Here is a 16,693-nt window from a genome sequence, read left to right on the forward strand (position 1 = left end):
TTCAACTTTTGAAAGAGAGGAAATCGATAAGTTAATAAATCTAAATATGCACAGTTCGTATACACTACGCTTGTTGAACTAACCTGCCCCTTTAGTTCCATAATAAAAGGATCTGATCAGCAGCTCCGTGACGGATGGAATGAAATGTGGTAGCCAACCCACGCATATCAGTTTGTATACCACCGTCAGCATTTTTGCCTTCGTGCCAAGTCTTTAAGGTTTTCCTTTTCAACTTTTAGGATTGTATCCATTTCTGAATGAAACCCCATTTAAAACCATTTGGGTGTGGTGGGTTGACAGTTTCGTTCATATCAGTTAAAGATAAGCATATCATTTATAAAAAATCTCCAACTCGAATGATCAACTCAATTCAACTTGGAGATTAATCTATATTTAATTAGAGGGGTTTGCTTAATTAAATAACTTCAACTTGACCCATCATACCATTTTCTTCATGTTCAAGAATATGACAGTGGAACATATAGACACCTTTATTATTGAATTTCACTACCAATTTTACTGTTTGTCCAGCTTCAACTCCAATGGAATCCTTCCATCCTTGTTGACTTATTGGTGGTTCTTTTCCATCGATTGAAACAATTTTGAATTGTGTACCATGAATATGGAATGGATGAGTCATACCACCCATCTTATCAGGCTTGTTATATATTTCCCAAATTTCTGTTTCACCTTGTTTTTGCGTGAAATCAATACGGCTCATATCAAATTGTTTTCCATTAATATATACCATTTTTCCCATACCGAATAGCTCCAGTTTTTTCGTAACAGGTAGATTTTTTTCCTCTTCTGTAACAACATAATCATTTAATGTTTCCGGAATCTCAATTGAGTTTGTTTTTTGTCCTTCAATTTTGAATGGTAATAAAATTGTATCCTCTTCATTTACAAGAGCAATGTCACTTTCTGCATTATATTTTGAAAAATCTACAATAATTTCTGCTCTTTCACCTGGAGTTAATGTAATTTCATTCATCTCATTTGGTTCATTCACCAAACCACCATCCGTTGCAATTTGTTGGAATGAATCTCCTGTATTTAATTTAAAAGTATAGTTAAGCGCATTTGAGCCGTTCAATAAACGTAAACGAACTTTTTCTTTCCCAACGGTAAGTTTTGGATTCAACGTACCATTAATTAATAATGTATCTCCAATTGTACCATCTTTATTAAGAACAGCTTGGTAATCTAATTGTTTTTCCTCAGTAAATTGTCTATCTTGGAATACTACTGGAAAATCGTTTACCCCATATTCATCGGGTAACCTAAGTTTTTTAGAATTTTCATCTTCTATATAAATGAAACCTGCTAAACCTTTATATACTTGTTCTGCAGTGGCACCTACTGGATGTGGATGGAACCATAATGTCGCAGCACCTTGATTTACTGTAAATTCAACATCTTTAGCTTTACCAGGTTGTATTACTTGATGTGGTCCACCATCGCCTTCTCCAGGTATCTCGACTCCATGCCAGTGAAACGTTGTTGGTTCCGACATCTCATTCCCTGTTCTAAATGTTACTTTTTCACCTTTATTTATACGAATAACCGGTCCTAAGAATGAACCATTATATCCTAATGTTTCTGTTTGAACTCCTTTAAATATTTCAGTTGTTCCTTGTTGAGCAGTAATATCAACAATTCCATCCTTTGGTTCAACTAATGGCGGAAGTGCAAGTTCATTTTCTCCAGTAGAGTTATTTAATGCTAATTGATTTGTATGGCTTGCATCGCCATTTTCCATATCCATACCTTCCATATTAGCCATATCTTCTTCAGTCATGTTGGAATGATCCATGCCTTCCATATCGGCCATTTCTTCTTCGGTCATGTTGGAATTGTCCATTGCATTTCCATCAGAATCTGAACCACTTGCACTACAGCCGCCAATGATGGCTGCACTTATTAATAATGTAAAAGTCCATAATTTCGATTTCATCTTACTTCCTCCCTCTGTTTATTACAAAAAAACTGTAACAAAAAAATATGCAAAAATTATGGAATTAATAAAATAAATTATAAATTTGGAGAATTGTTGATGAAAAATCCGTAGAATTCAAAAAGTATTCTGAAAATATCCCTAATCAAATACATTCCGTTACTACACAAACCCCGAGTATAAGTGAGTGTGAGGGGAAGTAGGAGAGAGTGAGTTAAGAGTAAGAGATGAAATGAGAAAAATGTCATTAGGACTAATCTTTGTTTATTTATACTTCTATGTATTTCTATCTACATAAAAAGACAGACTTACTTTATCGTAAGCTGTCTTTTTATTTAAAACGATTTTTTATTGTTCATGTTTCCAACTTGTAGATTGTCCTGAAGAAGGGCAACTAGGAAATTTTTGTCCTGCTGTTAATTCAACATGATCACCATCCGCGTCAATATAGTGACCTGTTTCCATAACTGATTCACCTGTTTTGTGAGAGTGTTGATGTTGTGTCATTAATATTTTCCTCCTATTAATGTGATAATGAAATTTCAACAAAATGAAATATCACCAATAGTTAGATTACCCTCAGAGCAGGTCATTATTCGAAGAATATTACAAAGGAACTGAAAAAGTTCCCAATAAACTTCGTTGATTGGTATTTTTAGAACACCTTTTGAATTTTAGGGAGTTATCACCAATACTTCACAAATTTATAGAATCAATTTACTTTCATTGGTAGTAATCCTGTGGACTAGAACAGCTACCCTGTCCTCCTCTACTTATTAACCAGTACCCCTAGTCCTCCATGTAGTGTCATAGCTTCGCTTGTTATACGAGATCTGCGTCCCAACCAGCCTCAAACATGTTTCTACAAGTAGGGGGCGAACAGTTTAGTTCACGGGATCAAGTCCCACGCACCCGTACGTCCTACCCTGGCTACTGATATAATAGTTTCTATTAAAAAAGGTCAACAAGTAAAAACTGGCTAACCTTATAATACGAACGCACCCGTTAGTTTAAGTGCAATATTTCACAAAAAGAGCCTGTTGTTCACATACAATAAAGTTGTTTAATCTTAATACTCTAAACACACATAACACCGTTCTTAAATGGAACGGTGTTCAAAAAATAGTTGTTTAACTTTCTTCTTCCTATATTCCTTTTTCTTCTTACAATATCCTTATTAAGTACTTATCATATTAAGGGGTATTATAACCTGCTGAAGCAGAGTATTCTTATTAAACTAACAACCCAGTAAAAGCACTATTTTCGATTCTTTACCACTATTTTAAATAATTTTATAATATTCCATGATGAATCCACCTATAAAAAATTTTTTATAAACTAAAGAAAACATGGTAATAAAGTAACCATGTTTTCTTTTTACTCATATTGCGGTGTCTACTATAAAAGTTATTTATTGATAAATTCTTTGTTAATTTTTTCAGCCTCAGCCATGTATTCTGTTTTAATCCCGCTCTTGACTCCCCACCAATAGAAACCAAGTGCTAAAAATGCGATGACCACCATATCCCAACCAAATGTAAGAATATTTTTTCCGCCGAACTTCTCACTTCCAATATAAGAAATGAAAATCATACAACCTAAGTAAAGAAGCATCCAAACACCTGATAAAAATTGTTTTTTGAATCCATTCCACTTATTTTTAGCTTGATAATAAAAGTAAATAGGTAGTCCAATGGCAATGATGAAAACGACTTCTCCTGTTAATGGCCAACGCGCCCAGTATAAAGTAAGCGATGCGAAAACAAATCCACAAGGTGCAATAATAGAAGCGCCTTTTAAGTGAAATGGACGATTAAAATGAGAAGCTGTACGTCTTAATGTTGTCAATGCAACTGGCCCCATGATGTACGAGATAAGTGTAGCAACTGAAATCACTTCAGCAAGTACGCCCCATCCGCGGAATAAAAATAAAAAGATAAAACATACGCCTAAGTTTAATAACATCGCTGGACGAGGAACACCATAAAGTGGATGTAATGTACCAAAGATATTCGGTAAGTACCCATTTTTCTGCATTCCATAAAGCATACGCGAAGTTGTAGCTGTGTAAGTAGCTCCTGTACCAGACGGTGATACAAACGCATCTACATACAATACAATCGCTAACCAGTTTAGACTAAGAGCAATTGCCAAATCAGCAAAAGGTGAATTGAAATTCAGATGACTCCATCCGTTCACGATCATAGACGGATCAACTGCACCGATAAACACAACTTGTAAAATAACGTATATAAAACCTGCAATTAGAATAGACCCAATAACAGCAATAGGTATAGACTTATTCGGCGACTTCGCTTCTCCTGCCATATTTACGGGACTTTGAAATCCATTAAACGCAAACACGATACCAGAAGTAGCTACTGCTGTTAAAACGCTTGCCCAACCATATGGTGCGATACCTTGAGAACTTGTAAAGTTTTCACCATGAAATCCAGCAAAAAATAAGGATCCTGCCATTACACCTGGAACAATTAATTTAAAAATAGTAATAAATGAATTTGCCTTAGCAAAAAGGTTAACTGTCCAATAGTTGACGAAGAAATAGAACAATAATAGTAAAGAAGCTATGAATAATCCTTTAGTCGTTAAGATATTGTTATCAACTAAAGAATGAGACCATCTGGCCCATTCCCAAGGCCACGTACTCATATATTGTACCGAAGCAATGGCCTCAACGGTAATAGTCGAAGCGATAGATATCCAGTTCGCCCACGCAGCTATAAATCCAATAAAAGAGCCATGCGAATATTGAGGATACTTAACCATTCCTCCAGCTTCAGGAAACATTGCCCCAAGCTCTGCGTAAGATAATGCAATAAATAAAATTACAACCATACCGATAATCCAAGAAAAAATAGCTGCTGGTCCTGCAATCTGTGCAGCTTTCCACGCTCCGAACAACCAACCAGAGCCAATAATAGAACCAATACCTGTCATAATTAAAGCAAAAGTCCCCATTTTTCTATGCATATTACTCATCTCTACCTACACCTCTTCCTAGGAAAATAAAAAACACTTGATCTATAAATCAAGTGTTTGCCCAGGCGCGCGGCTTATACTCTATATGCTCCCCCATGGTACTCCATGTTGCGCCAGTTACATATAGGAAAATAGTTTTTTTTTTAGTATATAGGATTATTTTAAATTTCACAATACTTTAAAAATATTTATATTTTATTAATATTCCCATTGATTTTTCGTAATTCCCTATCAATATTCTTTTTAATTTGAAAAAATTAGGTGAATTAAAGTTCAAAAACAAACATTCGATTTCCAGAACACATGCTACATCAATATAATCTTTTTCTCTTTAAAATTATACTTAAAAATCTTTAAGAGCTTATATGCACAAAATAAACCGTTCATATTTTACAAATTATATCCCAACAACATTTACATAGGAGTAATGAACCAGATAGTTAAAATCTCCAACAGAGGAAATACCTGGAATAATCCATACCTTTATTGAGCATTTTTCTACAATAACTGTTCTTTTCTTCCTCAAAAAAAGCCATGCACAAGTTGGGGAAAATATCTGAGGGATGAAGATCTCTCTTTATCTCACTTTGGTTTGTCCAAAATTTATGCACAACTTTAATTAGTGTCTATTATATTTAACTAATGTGAAACACACTCGGCATAGCTAGAGTGATGAACGTAGATTAAATTTCCTTAAACTAGATGATGTCCCTAAATCCTTATAATAAAATAAATCGTATCACTCATCTTTTTATTGAAATGGCACGAGGCTTCTTAACTGGAAATATCATCCTCGGATTTAACATCCAATGGTGTTCGTTTATCATTTTCAGCATGTAATAACTTGCTGCGACCAAGGCTAGGAAACGACCCCGAACCCGAATGAAGATCTACAATAGTCTTCTTGAATTCATTATTATATTTTACCTGTATTCTTACCTTCCAAGACGGACACATCCTCTCAAAAATCATTGTAAGGACTTAACTAAAATGTGTCCATGAAAAACTATGCTAACTCCAGATAGTGTACGAGTACACCATGCTTCTTAAACTACCCTGCCCCTTTAGTTCCGTAAAGAAAAAGCTGCCTTAAAGACAGCTCTGATCTTCAGCTAACGCACCCGTTAGTTCATTAAGAAAAGCGAAAATTCTTCAAGAATCGCGCCCGATTGCAGAGGATTAAAAAGAATAGAGTTCTAATATTTTTTCTAAGGGTAATTTATTCGGATTACACATGTCAACAAAATAGGGTAACTGCCATTTTTGAGTTTTCATCGCTTGATTACTACTCGGACTATCCCAGCTAGGATAAACTCTTATTGCCATTTTGCCCTTTGTTGAAGTAGACCTAAGAATGTTCTGTTTTAAAAGAATTTCTTTTGGGAAAATAAATTGACCAAACTCATTTTCATTTTTAAAGGTAGTTATAACTAATAAATCAGGGGCTTCCTCATATAAGTAGGGTTGATTTTTATTATTTTCGTCTTTTTCCCAAAATGCAACAAACTGCCCTACTTTGGTAGGGGTTATATTCGCAATTCTGAATCGAACTGTCTTAGAAGATAATTGAAATGTACCAGCACCATACTTAGAATTTTGCTTCTCTTCTTGAACTGACTTTACAGTTAAGTGATTCGACTCATAAATCATTTTATTTACATAAGTTAATGCTGTAAAAAAATTATTCATTTCTTCACTCCTAAATTTCAAACAAAATGGCCCAATTGTTGAATAAAGATCAAACAGTACTCTTCAACTATCCTGCCCCGTTAGTTCCATAAGACAAAGATGTGCCAAAGCAACTTCTTTATTGCTCCTGTTAGGTTAAGAACTACGCTTTTTTATTTTTAATCTCTTCCAACAGAGAGATAACCTTTTCATTCTGTTTAATTATTGTTTGATTTTGATTTCTCATTTTTGTGAAATCAAATAAAAATATTAATAAGATTGCTAATATAAGGAAAGCCATAATTCACCTCTACACTCTACTTTTCTCTAAATTATACCAGTTCTTATGCAACTATCCTGCCCCGTTAGTTAATTAAGGACAGTTTTTCACTCGAGAACGAATGTATGATAATATAAAGAATCGCATATTAAAAAGGCCAACAATTTGGGGCCTTTTTAATATGGCTATGGACCTCGGTGAGATCATGTACCTCCTCATTACAGGTACAGCTGATGGTATAATATGGTGATGGATCTAAAGGAGCCGTTAAAGCTTTTCAAAAGAGAAGAGGATTAACGGTTGATGGACAAGTTGGTAAAAAGACTTATCATTATCTATCGTTTGCAGCATATTAAATTAAAAGGTAAGCTAGGAAAAATCCTAGCTTACTTTTTTGTATGATCAATTATATTTGCCTCTTTAGGCGCTTTGATTTTAAACAGGTCCAAATTAGTTTTCTTATCTATTGTTTTAAGTGAAATTAGTTTACCTTCTTCATAAGTTTTACCCTTAATAATCTGTACCTCTCTTACTAAAACATCAATAGTTTTATCAAACCAAAGCTCAAGTGTTTCTTCATTTGATATTGTTATTTTGTAGACTTCTGCATCTCTACCTAATATTTTTTTCGTCCCTAACGACTGAATTTTTTCTTTTTCAAATTCAGAAAATATCTTTGATTCAATAGGTGGTCCAGGATTATCATTTGCTTCAATTAAAAATTTATTATCTTTTTTTGTGTAAGTAGCGATAGTTTTACCATCCGATACTGAAAAATCCCCGTTTTCATTTTCAGTTCATTCTTGACTACCAGAAATATATGTTGTGATTAATTCTCCATTGCTGTTTTCTTCAACACTTACTAGTACTTCTTCGGGTAGTATTTCGCTTCCATTTTCCATTTTTTGAAATTTATCAGCCAGTATTTCATTTAGAGCGTTTTGAATGGATGCCTTTACAACGGGTGTTGACAATGATCCAATACTAAGCAATAGAATTGCAGCACTTGCAATAAACCCAATTAACCATTTTGATCTTTTTCTATTGTTATTCATTTCACTATAGGCTTTGTTAATTCCTTTTTGACTCATCAGTTCGAACTCTTTGGGTATTTCAATATTTTCAAGTTCTTGTTTTATTTTATTTTTCATAGGATATCCTCCTTACTTAATCTTTTTCTTAACTTTTCTAATGCTCTATACAAGGTGGTTTTTATTGTACCTAAAGGCATATCCAATGTTATTGCGATATCATTTAAAGTGTAATCATGGAAATATTTCAAAAGAATAACACTTTTTTCAGTTTCACTAATCTCTTCAATCAAAGTTTGTAAATACAAAGATAATGCGTTATCTTCTTCTTCACCAATAGTTATTAGTTCCATGTGTTCGGGTTTAATGGAAAAAACTTTATTATGCTGTCTTAACATATCAATAGAGCAAGTTATAACAATCTTTATTAACCATGTTTTAAAGTACTTTGGTTCTTTTAAGAATTTAATCGATTTAAAAGCTTTATAAGCTACTTCTTGTACAATATCTAATGAATCTTCTTGAGTTCTCATATAAATAAAAGCAGTTCGATATATTTCCTCTTTATAGTTTTGAAATAATATTTCAAAAGCGTTTTTGTCACCCTTTTGTGCTTTTCTAACTAACCTTTCAATTTTCATCACCTTCTTTTTCTCTTATTACAAATATTAGACGAAAACCTAGAGTATTTGGCTTTACTTTTTTTATTTCATTTAAACATTTTCCATTTTTTCACTTTAATTCGAATGTATGATAATGCTAAGATTCATACGTGAAAAAGGCCGCCAATTGGCGGCCTTCTTATTCAGCTAACGCACCCGTTAGTTCATTAAGAAAAGCGAACCTTATTAAAGAATCGCGCCCTATAGTTGAAGATCGATTAATTTAATTCAACTGGTGTTTATTGCAGAACTTTCATGAACTTTCATAAAGTCTCTTATCAGCAAAAAAAGGTTGGATATCTAAAAAAGTACCTAACCTTTTTTGTTACCATAACGAGTGTTATAGGCCCATTGACAGGGTTCTGATAGTTATCCGTCAGATAGTTTCCAATTACTAGAAAATAATTCTTGCTAGTATCATGTAATTCACACCTGTGCAGCTTGCATAAGTTCGTATATTTTGCGAGTTGTATTTACATTTCTGATTGTTATTTGTTGGTATGGCTTTGAACCAACGAGTTTAGTCATACCGGATTTGGTAATATTTTTTTTTTCAACCGACCATAGAATGGCTCCAGGAACGTATTTCACCGTATCAATTTCTGGTTTGATGACCAGCTTATTGAGCACTGACTCATCATCAATTTCGTCCCATAAAAACAGCACATCGCTTCTCATCTGTTGGTCGTTCGTCCATGACTCTGGAAGGGAGTGTATGACTTTTTTAAAATCATCAAAACTACGGACTAAAACTTTGATTTGTAATCCGAAGTTTGTATGTATAGCCTCTTCTAAAATATGGGATATTGTTGTTTTTGATTGGCCATTCACTGTGAAAATAATATTACCTGAATTGATATATGTAGCTACAGAGCTCATACCCACTCGTTCAAAAGCTTGTTTAAGCAACTTCATGTTAATTTTATTTTTCCCACCAACATTGATTCCCCTAAGCAGTGCGACATAGACCATGATAATCCTCCTATTAGTTTGCATTTTATATTAAACATTTGACGGATTAGAGCAAGAACCCTGTCACTGGGCCTTATAGACAGTTTTTATTTTGTCATATTTTATTTTTCAGGTTTTCTAGATTGTCTATATCTCCATTTACTATCAAACCAATATGATCTGAAATAACTTCAATATCTAAATCCCACCATTTTATTTCTAGCAATTTGCTAATGATTTCTTCTGAGAAACGGGTTTTAATTTTCTTTGCAGGATTTCCTCCGACAATTGTAAATGGTTCCACATCTTTAGTAATAACTGATTTGGCTGCTATAATAGCACCATCACCTATGTTGATTCCAGGCATAATGACCGTATCCATCCCAATCCAGACGTCATTTCCAATTATCGTATCCCCTTTAAACGGCAATTGATCTAGCGTTGGTGTGTATTTCTCCCAACCTTGTCCAAAAATATTGAACGGATAAGTGGAGAAGCCATCCATCCTATGATTAGCTCCATTCATAATAAACGTCACACCGGGTGCTATGGCACAAAATTTCCCTATAACAAGTCGATCACCAAAAAATTCGTAATGATACAAGACTTGATCTTCAAAGGATTCTCCATTTTTTGCATCGTAATAAGAATATTCACCTGCAATAATATTTGGTCTAGTAATTGTATTTTTAATAAATTGTAAAATATTATTTCCTTTAATCGGATATTTATCTGTAGGATTCGGTCCATGCTGCTTATTTGATTCCATAGATATTCACTACCTTTCAAGGTTTTTATTCAAAGCTTAACCGGCCTAACTTATTGCATTCCTCAGCGAACCACAAGGCCTTGTCAGGTCCTACTACCATACCATGTGGCTCCGCATTTTTCGTAGGAATAGGATATTCCGTAATTTCACCGTTTATTGTAATTCGACCTATTTGATTACTTCCCCATTCAGTGAACCATAAAGCACAATCAGGGCCGGTTACAATTGCGTGTGGACGAGCATTCGGAGTAGGAATGGTAAACTCACTTATTATTCCAGAAGTAGTAATTCTGCCAATTTTATTTCCGTTAATTTCTACAAACCAAAGTGCACCATCCGGTCCATTTGTAATACCCACAGGACCAGCCTGTTTTGTGGGTAACTTATATGTAGTCACTTCCCCGCCTATCGTAATCCGACCTATTTGATTACTCTGATTCTGAGTAAACCATAGAGCATGATCAGATCCAGCCACAATAAAAGAGGGATAAGAATCAGGAACTGGCAAACTATACTCAATAATTTCACCTGATGATAAGATTCTCCCTATTCTATTTCCGTTCATTTCTGTAAACCAAATGTCTCCATTATGTCCTTGCGTGATACCAAAAGGTCCCGAATCGCTGTTCGGTAGCGTATATTCAGTAATTTCACCTGTTACTGTTAGTTTTCCAATTTTATTTGTCCTATTTTCAGTAAACCATATATCACCCTGATCTGTAGAAGTGATAGATAGCACACCTGCATTGACAGTAGGAAGATCAATATAAGTCACTTTACCATCAACAGTCATTCGACCTATTTGATTCGCTTTATGTTGTGTAAACCATAGGGCACCATCTTTCCCCCTAGTAATTCCATAAGGACCTGAATCTATATGAGGAAGCTCAAATTCTTCAATTTTTATTCTCACGTTAATTCCTCCTTTTTCTTGTATAAAATTATTCTAGTAATTCGTTATAAAATAATTTAATTCTTACGAAAAAAAGTTTTGTATACGGGGCATTTTCAGTTAACATAATTCGTTGTTATCGGTAGCAACACAAATAACTCCGCTTCAATTTATTCGAACGAAGTTATTTGTGTTGAAAAATTTCTAATCAATTACAGCATTATATATATTTCAATAAGGTTCCTATCTGGGTCTAGAAAATGTGCAATACGTGATCTCCATTCTTTACGATCGTGTGGTTTAGTAATAAATTCAATCCCATTTTCTCTTAAACGGTTATAAGTCTTATCAACGTCTTCTACTTCAAATTGAAGTAAAAATTTTGATTGAGATTCCCCTTCTAAAAATTCATTTTCCTCTCCGACCACTTCTGCCATGGCTTTTCGGGATAAAAGCTCGATTTTCGTTTCTCCGTTATTGAAAAGTGCATATTCCATTTCTTCCTCGTACCAACTTATTGAAAGTCCTAATAGATCTTTGTAAAAATTGGAGATTTTTTTAAAATCATTAACCAACAGTCTGATTTGAAATAACTTCAATTCAATCTCCTCCTAATAATATAATTCTCTTCATTTACAAAAAAACCCTTCTCTTATTCAAGAAAATGGTCCAATTGTTGAATAAAGATCAAACAGCACTCTTCAACTATCCTGCCCCTTTAGTTGCATAAGAAAAAGCTGCCATAATGACAGCCCCATGCTATTTGACGGTTTTTCTCATGAAGTTAATATCATCAATTTCTTTAGTGAATCCCCATTTTTCATAAAAAGATATTTTGTCAGATTTACAATACAATTCAAAGTGTTGCACAGATTGAAGTTTAGGGTGTGTCGTTACTTGATCTAACAATATTCGTCCCAAACCTTTTCCTTGATACTCTTCATGGATAATAACATCGAATATTAAGGCTTTATAGACAAAATCTGAAAGAACACGTATAAAACCAATGAGTCTATTAGTTTTATTTTCACATATTCCAATGAGGATGTCTGTGTTTTCGAGCATTACCAACACGTCTTCAAACTTTCGGTTATCTGTCCACCATTCTTGTTGGTATAATTCGTAGAGTTCTATGATTTGTTGTTCATCTAGTGTTGAGATGATTTTGTAATTCATGTATGCTTCATTCCCTTCAAAACATATATATATTTATTTATATAATTCAATTTTAAGGTGTACAAGTCCTTTTTTTGCGATGTTTTACTAAATAACTATTACGCTCTCTCAATTGTGCTTGATGCTGCATAAAAAAGTGGGGGTTAATGCATCCTCTTACTCAATTAAATGGCCCATTTGTTGAATAAAGATCAAACAGCACTCTTCAACTATCCTGACCCTTTAGTTCCGTAAGAAAAAGGTTGCCGCAGCAACCTCCCTAATTGAAGTAAAGTACCTGTAAGTTCAATAACTAAACCTTTGATACTTCCCATAAGCCAATAGAAAACAAAAGGACCATAAGAAAGCACACTATAATATATATCGCCTTTCTAACCCTAAATGGTAGTGAAGTTATCAAAAGATAAACAAAAATACCGAAGATTCCTGCTCCACTTACTACTTCACTCTGCTCTTTATCTTGCTCTTTAGTATATAGAATGGACAATATTAATCCTGTTAGAGATAAAAGAACAAGGAAGAGAAACCCTATATCTATGTTCAATTTAATTTTCCTCTCCTATTTTAGATGGATCTCGTTACCACCACTTTTAAAAGCTTCTGAATCTAATATATTATAACTCCTTGTTGAACTATCCTGCCCCTATAGTTGCATAAGAAAAGGAGCTGCTGATCAGCTCCTGGTAATGAAGTAAAGCACCCTTTAGTATATGGAAAGGCTACTTGATTGATTTAACAACGTTGAGCAGTGACAATAAAGTCGTTTAAAAATAAGCTGTTCAAGGCATATTCTTACGTAAGTAATGGTCTCGATTATTACCATAAAGTTGTTTCATTTTGCACTGTCAACAAGACTGCATGATGCTCATTTAGGAAATATAGTTGTTTGAAAAAACGGTGGCATGCGGGTTTCTGTGGTCATTAACCACCTCGAATGTCTGACATATTTTTAGGAAATCTCTTGCATTGAAATTGCTATCGTATTCTAAGTATGGTTCACGTCAAAGTTACGTTTGTGGGGATCATGTAAGACCTACTAAATGGTTGACAGTTGGTCGATGAAGCAGGAAACTTCCGCCTCTTAGGCGGTGGGTAGTTCACCTATTCAAAACAGGTATTGTTTATTTCACCCGAAGCACTATTTTTCCCTTGGATGTCCGATTTTCGATACTCTCATGAGCTTTTGCTACTTCAGATAAATCCAGTACTTCTGTTACATCGACCTTCACTTCGCCACTTGCCACATAAGAAAGGGCTTTTCGTGCTGCTTGTGCAACGATTTTTGGATGGTACACACTTAGTAACTGTAGATTAAATCCAAGGACTGCTTTGCTACCAAACCAAAGTTCATTCGCAGATGGGGTAACGTCTGCTGCTTCACTTGCATTGCCCATGACAACCAATCGTCCTAATGGGGACAAGAGAGATAATCCTGTTGTTCTGGCTTCTCCTCCTACTTGATCAATGACAATATCTATACCACTACCTGCAATAGTTTGTGCGTATTCATCTCGTAAATAAACTTCGTCATAGCCTAAACTTTTGGCATATGCTACTTTTTGTTTGCTTCCTACTACTCCAATCACCCTACCTGCTCCAAGGGCACGGGCCATTTGCCCGATCGCACTTCCTACTCCACCAGCGGCAGCATGTACCAGTACCGTTTCGCCTTTTTGTAAATGTGCCACACTGGATAAAATCATCATCGCGGTCGTTACATTGGATGGATATGTTGCTGCTACTCGCATATCTACAGTTTTTGTTTCTTGATCCAACGGGATAACCAAATCCTCACTCACTTTCACTACCTCTGCATATCCACCTCCATTTACAATTGTTAGTGCTGCAACAGGTTGACCTACTCTTACTCCCGTTACTCCTTCACCGATTTCTCGAATAGTTCCAGATACCTCAATTCCCGGAACAAATGGAAGCGCTAAATCCTCTACAACACCTTTGCGAAATAATACCTCCGCATAGTTAACACCTGCATAAGCAACATCAATTGTTACTTCTCCAATCCCAGGTTGTGGAGTTGCTACTTCTTTCTGTGTAAGTACGGATGCTTCTCCAAATTGTGGAATGATAATAGCCTTCATTTTTTCTCTTTCCCCTTTCGCTTGCCTGATAATTACTAGGCATTTTTTGTTTATTTTCTTATCTATGATTTTATTCTAATAGCTACCAATATTATTACGAGTTTTTCGTTATACTAGTATTTCAGTAACACCTTAAGGAGAGAAATCTGGATGGAAAACAGAAATATAAAAGTGCTTGGGGAGTTTTTAAAGTCACGACGAGCAAAGATTTCTCCTGATGGGCTACATGTTTCGACTGGAATGAGAAAACGAATTTTTTAAATAGAAGCATTATAAACCAGAGCTGAATTTCTCCTAACTGGCCCTAAATATGATTGTTGGCTGCCTACACCTAAAATGTTTTTAATGATTCTGCAACGGACTAACATTCTTACACCTATGTTAGTTCGAATTTTTTTACGTACTATCATGCCTTTATTGTCACTTTAAGAGGTAATTTGCGCTTATTTTAAGTGTTATTTTAAGATGCCTCATATTCCCCAACCCTTAATTCAATAAATTTACATTTACCATTTTACGCTAATTCTGTTAAAAAACATATCCCTTATGGAACTATCCTGCCCCGTTAATTCCATAAGAAAAAGCTGCCTTAAAGACAGCTCCGATCTTCAGCTAACGCACCTGTTACTTTAAGTACAATTCTTCACAATCTTCTTCGATAGTCGAACTAGGAAAAAGCAATGCTTTATTTAAGGCATCGCCTCCTTTTATTTCAAAAAGAATAAAAGATAAACTTAGTCTATTCGTATTTTTATTAGTGTCTAATTATTAAATTGTTCTAACTTTTGTGGTTTTGCCCAGATTAAATAAAGATATCCTAAAATCCCACGTTCATGCTTCTTAATTATCAAATTGGATTGCTTAACTATTTCTAAGATATCTCGATTTTGATGGCATCCAATAGCATTAACTGCAGCCTTATCAAGTTTCTTTTGAATCCAAGCCAGGGTTGGGACGGAAAAGAGCCCATGTTCCAAAAGTAATATCTGTCCATCTTCTTTACACCATTTATTAAAAAGGTTTAAAACATGTACTGGATTTTCATAACCGCAAAAAGAACCGGATGAAACAATTGTATCAAAGGAATTATCAGGAAAATCAAGGCATTCAACATCAGATAAAATAAATTTGGCTTTTACCCCATATTTTTTTGCAGATTCTTTAGCATGTTCAATCATTTTGGGGCTGAAATCTACTCCTAAATATTCTATACCTTTTGGATAGAAGGAAAAATTCATTCCAGCCCCAACAGCCACTTCTAAAGTCTTTCCTTTAACCGATTGGAAAATTTGCTTTCTCCATTTATTTTGCTCTTGTTTTTTAAGCTCTTTTGAATATTTGGCAGCTTGGTTATTAAACTTTTGGATTAATTGCTCTTTCTTCATAAGCCAATTCACTTCCTGATACTATAAATTATTTCGCATCATCTATTATTATACCAATTTAATATTTTTTCCATATTTCACCATCCGATTTGTAATCTTGGGTGAATTCTTGTTGAACTAACCTGCCCCGATAGTTGCATACAGAAAAAGCTGCCTTAAAGACAGCTCCGATCTTCAGCTAACGCACCTGTTTGTTAATTAAGGGTAGTTTTTCACTTGAATTTGAATGTATGATTATATATATATCGGACATTCAGATTGCCGCCAATTGGCGGCCTTCTTATGACGCTACGCACCCGTTGCCAATTATTCATTCATTCGAAATACTGATTATTTCATATAGATTACTACAAGCATCCATAAAGCCAAAGCACCAACGATAGCAAGTGCTATACGCGTAGATAGTATCCGTACTTCAAAGTCGGTTTTCTTGGATGGTTCAGGATATGCAATTACGTAAATTCCCTTTAATAGTGCGAGCCATGCAATGACTGTGGTGAATCCCTGCCAGTTTAATGCCCATACATTATGCAGGATAATAGTGCCTAATCCTAGGAAAATCGATAGAAAGCCATACATAATCCCAAATCCTCTGTCCTCGACCACTAATTTTTTCAGTTCACGTAGTACTGAGGGACGTACGAAAAGTATTCCCGATACGACAACCGTCATCCATCCCCAAAACAGCCCTAAAAAGGAACTTACTTCCATTATTATCTCACTCCTTTCAATTATATTTATATTTTTTCTAGTTTGAAAGTATGATTATTGTAATGATCGTACATTAAAAAGGCCGCCAATTGGCGGCCTTTTTATGGCGCTA

The 16,693-nt window shown here is 34.7% G+C and carries 14 protein-coding genes and 1 riboswitch; all 14 genes read right to left on the minus strand.

Annotated elements, in window-relative coordinates; genetic code table 11:
- Positions 1-415: 415 nt before the first annotated feature.
- A complete protein-coding gene (locus tag MKY17_RS16725; protein WP_098371726.1) occupies positions 416-1,957 on the minus strand; it encodes a multicopper oxidase domain-containing protein in 1,542 nt (513 codons plus the stop codon).
- 348 nt (positions 1,958-2,305) lie between these two features.
- Positions 2,306-2,464 carry a hypothetical protein gene (locus MKY17_RS16730; RefSeq protein ID WP_157443972.1) on the minus strand — a complete coding sequence of 53 codons (159 nt, stop codon included), beginning with the start codon at positions 2,462-2,464 and terminating at the stop codon, positions 2,306-2,308.
- A 900-nt stretch (positions 2,465-3,364) separates the two neighbouring features.
- Entirely contained in the window at positions 3,365-4,957 is a 1,593-nt protein-coding gene (locus tag MKY17_RS16735) for an APC family permease (protein ID WP_098371725.1), read from the minus strand.
- Positions 4,958-5,009: 52 nt separating this feature from the next.
- A riboswitch (ZMP/ZTP riboswitch) is annotated at positions 5,010-5,088 on the minus strand.
- A gap of 1,048 nt (positions 5,089-6,136) precedes the next feature.
- Positions 6,137-6,646 carry a MepB family protein gene (locus MKY17_RS16740; RefSeq protein WP_098371724.1) on the minus strand — a complete coding sequence of 170 codons (510 nt, stop codon included), beginning with the start codon at positions 6,644-6,646 and terminating at the stop codon, positions 6,137-6,139.
- Between the two features lie 1,056 nt (positions 6,647-7,702).
- Positions 7,703-8,056, minus strand: coding sequence for a hypothetical protein (locus MKY17_RS16745; protein WP_339200189.1), 354 nt, complete (start codon positions 8,054-8,056; stop codon positions 7,703-7,705).
- On the minus strand, positions 8,053-8,577 hold the full coding sequence (locus MKY17_RS16750) for a sigma-70 family RNA polymerase sigma factor (protein ID WP_098371730.1): 525 nt from the start codon (positions 8,575-8,577) through the stop codon (positions 8,053-8,055). The genes MKY17_RS16745 and MKY17_RS16750 overlap by 4 nt, the downstream gene beginning before the upstream one ends.
- Positions 8,578-9,024: 447 nt before the next feature.
- On the minus strand, positions 9,025-9,570 hold the full coding sequence (locus MKY17_RS16755; protein ID WP_098371722.1) for a DUF1697 domain-containing protein: 546 nt from the start codon (positions 9,568-9,570) through the stop codon (positions 9,025-9,027).
- A 94-nt stretch (positions 9,571-9,664) separates the two neighbouring features.
- Complete coding sequence (locus MKY17_RS16760; protein WP_098371721.1) at positions 9,665-10,318, minus strand: Vat family streptogramin A O-acetyltransferase; 654 nt, start codon at positions 10,316-10,318, stop codon at positions 9,665-9,667.
- Between the two features lie 25 nt (positions 10,319-10,343).
- The gene (locus MKY17_RS16765) at positions 10,344-11,231 is read right to left on the minus strand and encodes a Virginiamycin B lyase (protein ID WP_098371720.1); all 888 of its coding nucleotides are present in this window, start codon (positions 11,229-11,231) and stop codon (positions 10,344-10,346) included.
- A gap of 191 nt (positions 11,232-11,422) precedes the next feature.
- Positions 11,423-11,809, minus strand: coding sequence for a VOC family protein (locus MKY17_RS16770; RefSeq protein ID WP_098371719.1), 387 nt, complete (start codon positions 11,807-11,809; stop codon positions 11,423-11,425).
- 160 nt (positions 11,810-11,969) lie between these two features.
- Positions 11,970-12,386 carry a GNAT family N-acetyltransferase gene (locus MKY17_RS16775; RefSeq protein ID WP_098371718.1) on the minus strand — a complete coding sequence of 139 codons (417 nt, stop codon included), beginning with the start codon at positions 12,384-12,386 and terminating at the stop codon, positions 11,970-11,972.
- Positions 12,387-13,507: 1,121 nt separating this feature from the next.
- Positions 13,508-14,485: a zinc-binding dehydrogenase gene (locus MKY17_RS16780; protein WP_098371716.1), complete on the minus strand. Its 978-nt coding sequence runs from the start codon at positions 14,483-14,485 to the stop codon at positions 13,508-13,510.
- Positions 14,486-15,246: 761 nt separating this feature from the next.
- A complete protein-coding gene (locus tag MKY17_RS16785; RefSeq protein WP_098371715.1) occupies positions 15,247-15,870 on the minus strand; it encodes a class I SAM-dependent methyltransferase in 624 nt (207 codons plus the stop codon).
- Positions 15,871-16,200: 330 nt separating this feature from the next.
- A complete protein-coding gene (locus MKY17_RS16790) occupies positions 16,201-16,581 on the minus strand; it encodes a hypothetical protein (RefSeq protein WP_098371714.1) in 381 nt (126 codons plus the stop codon).
- Between the last annotated feature and the right edge of the window lie 112 nt (positions 16,582-16,693).

The sequence above is a fragment of the Peribacillus sp. FSL P2-0133 genome (assembly GCF_037975445.1).
Taxonomy (GTDB): Bacteria; Bacillota; Bacilli; order Bacillales; family DSM-1321; genus Peribacillus; species Peribacillus simplex_E.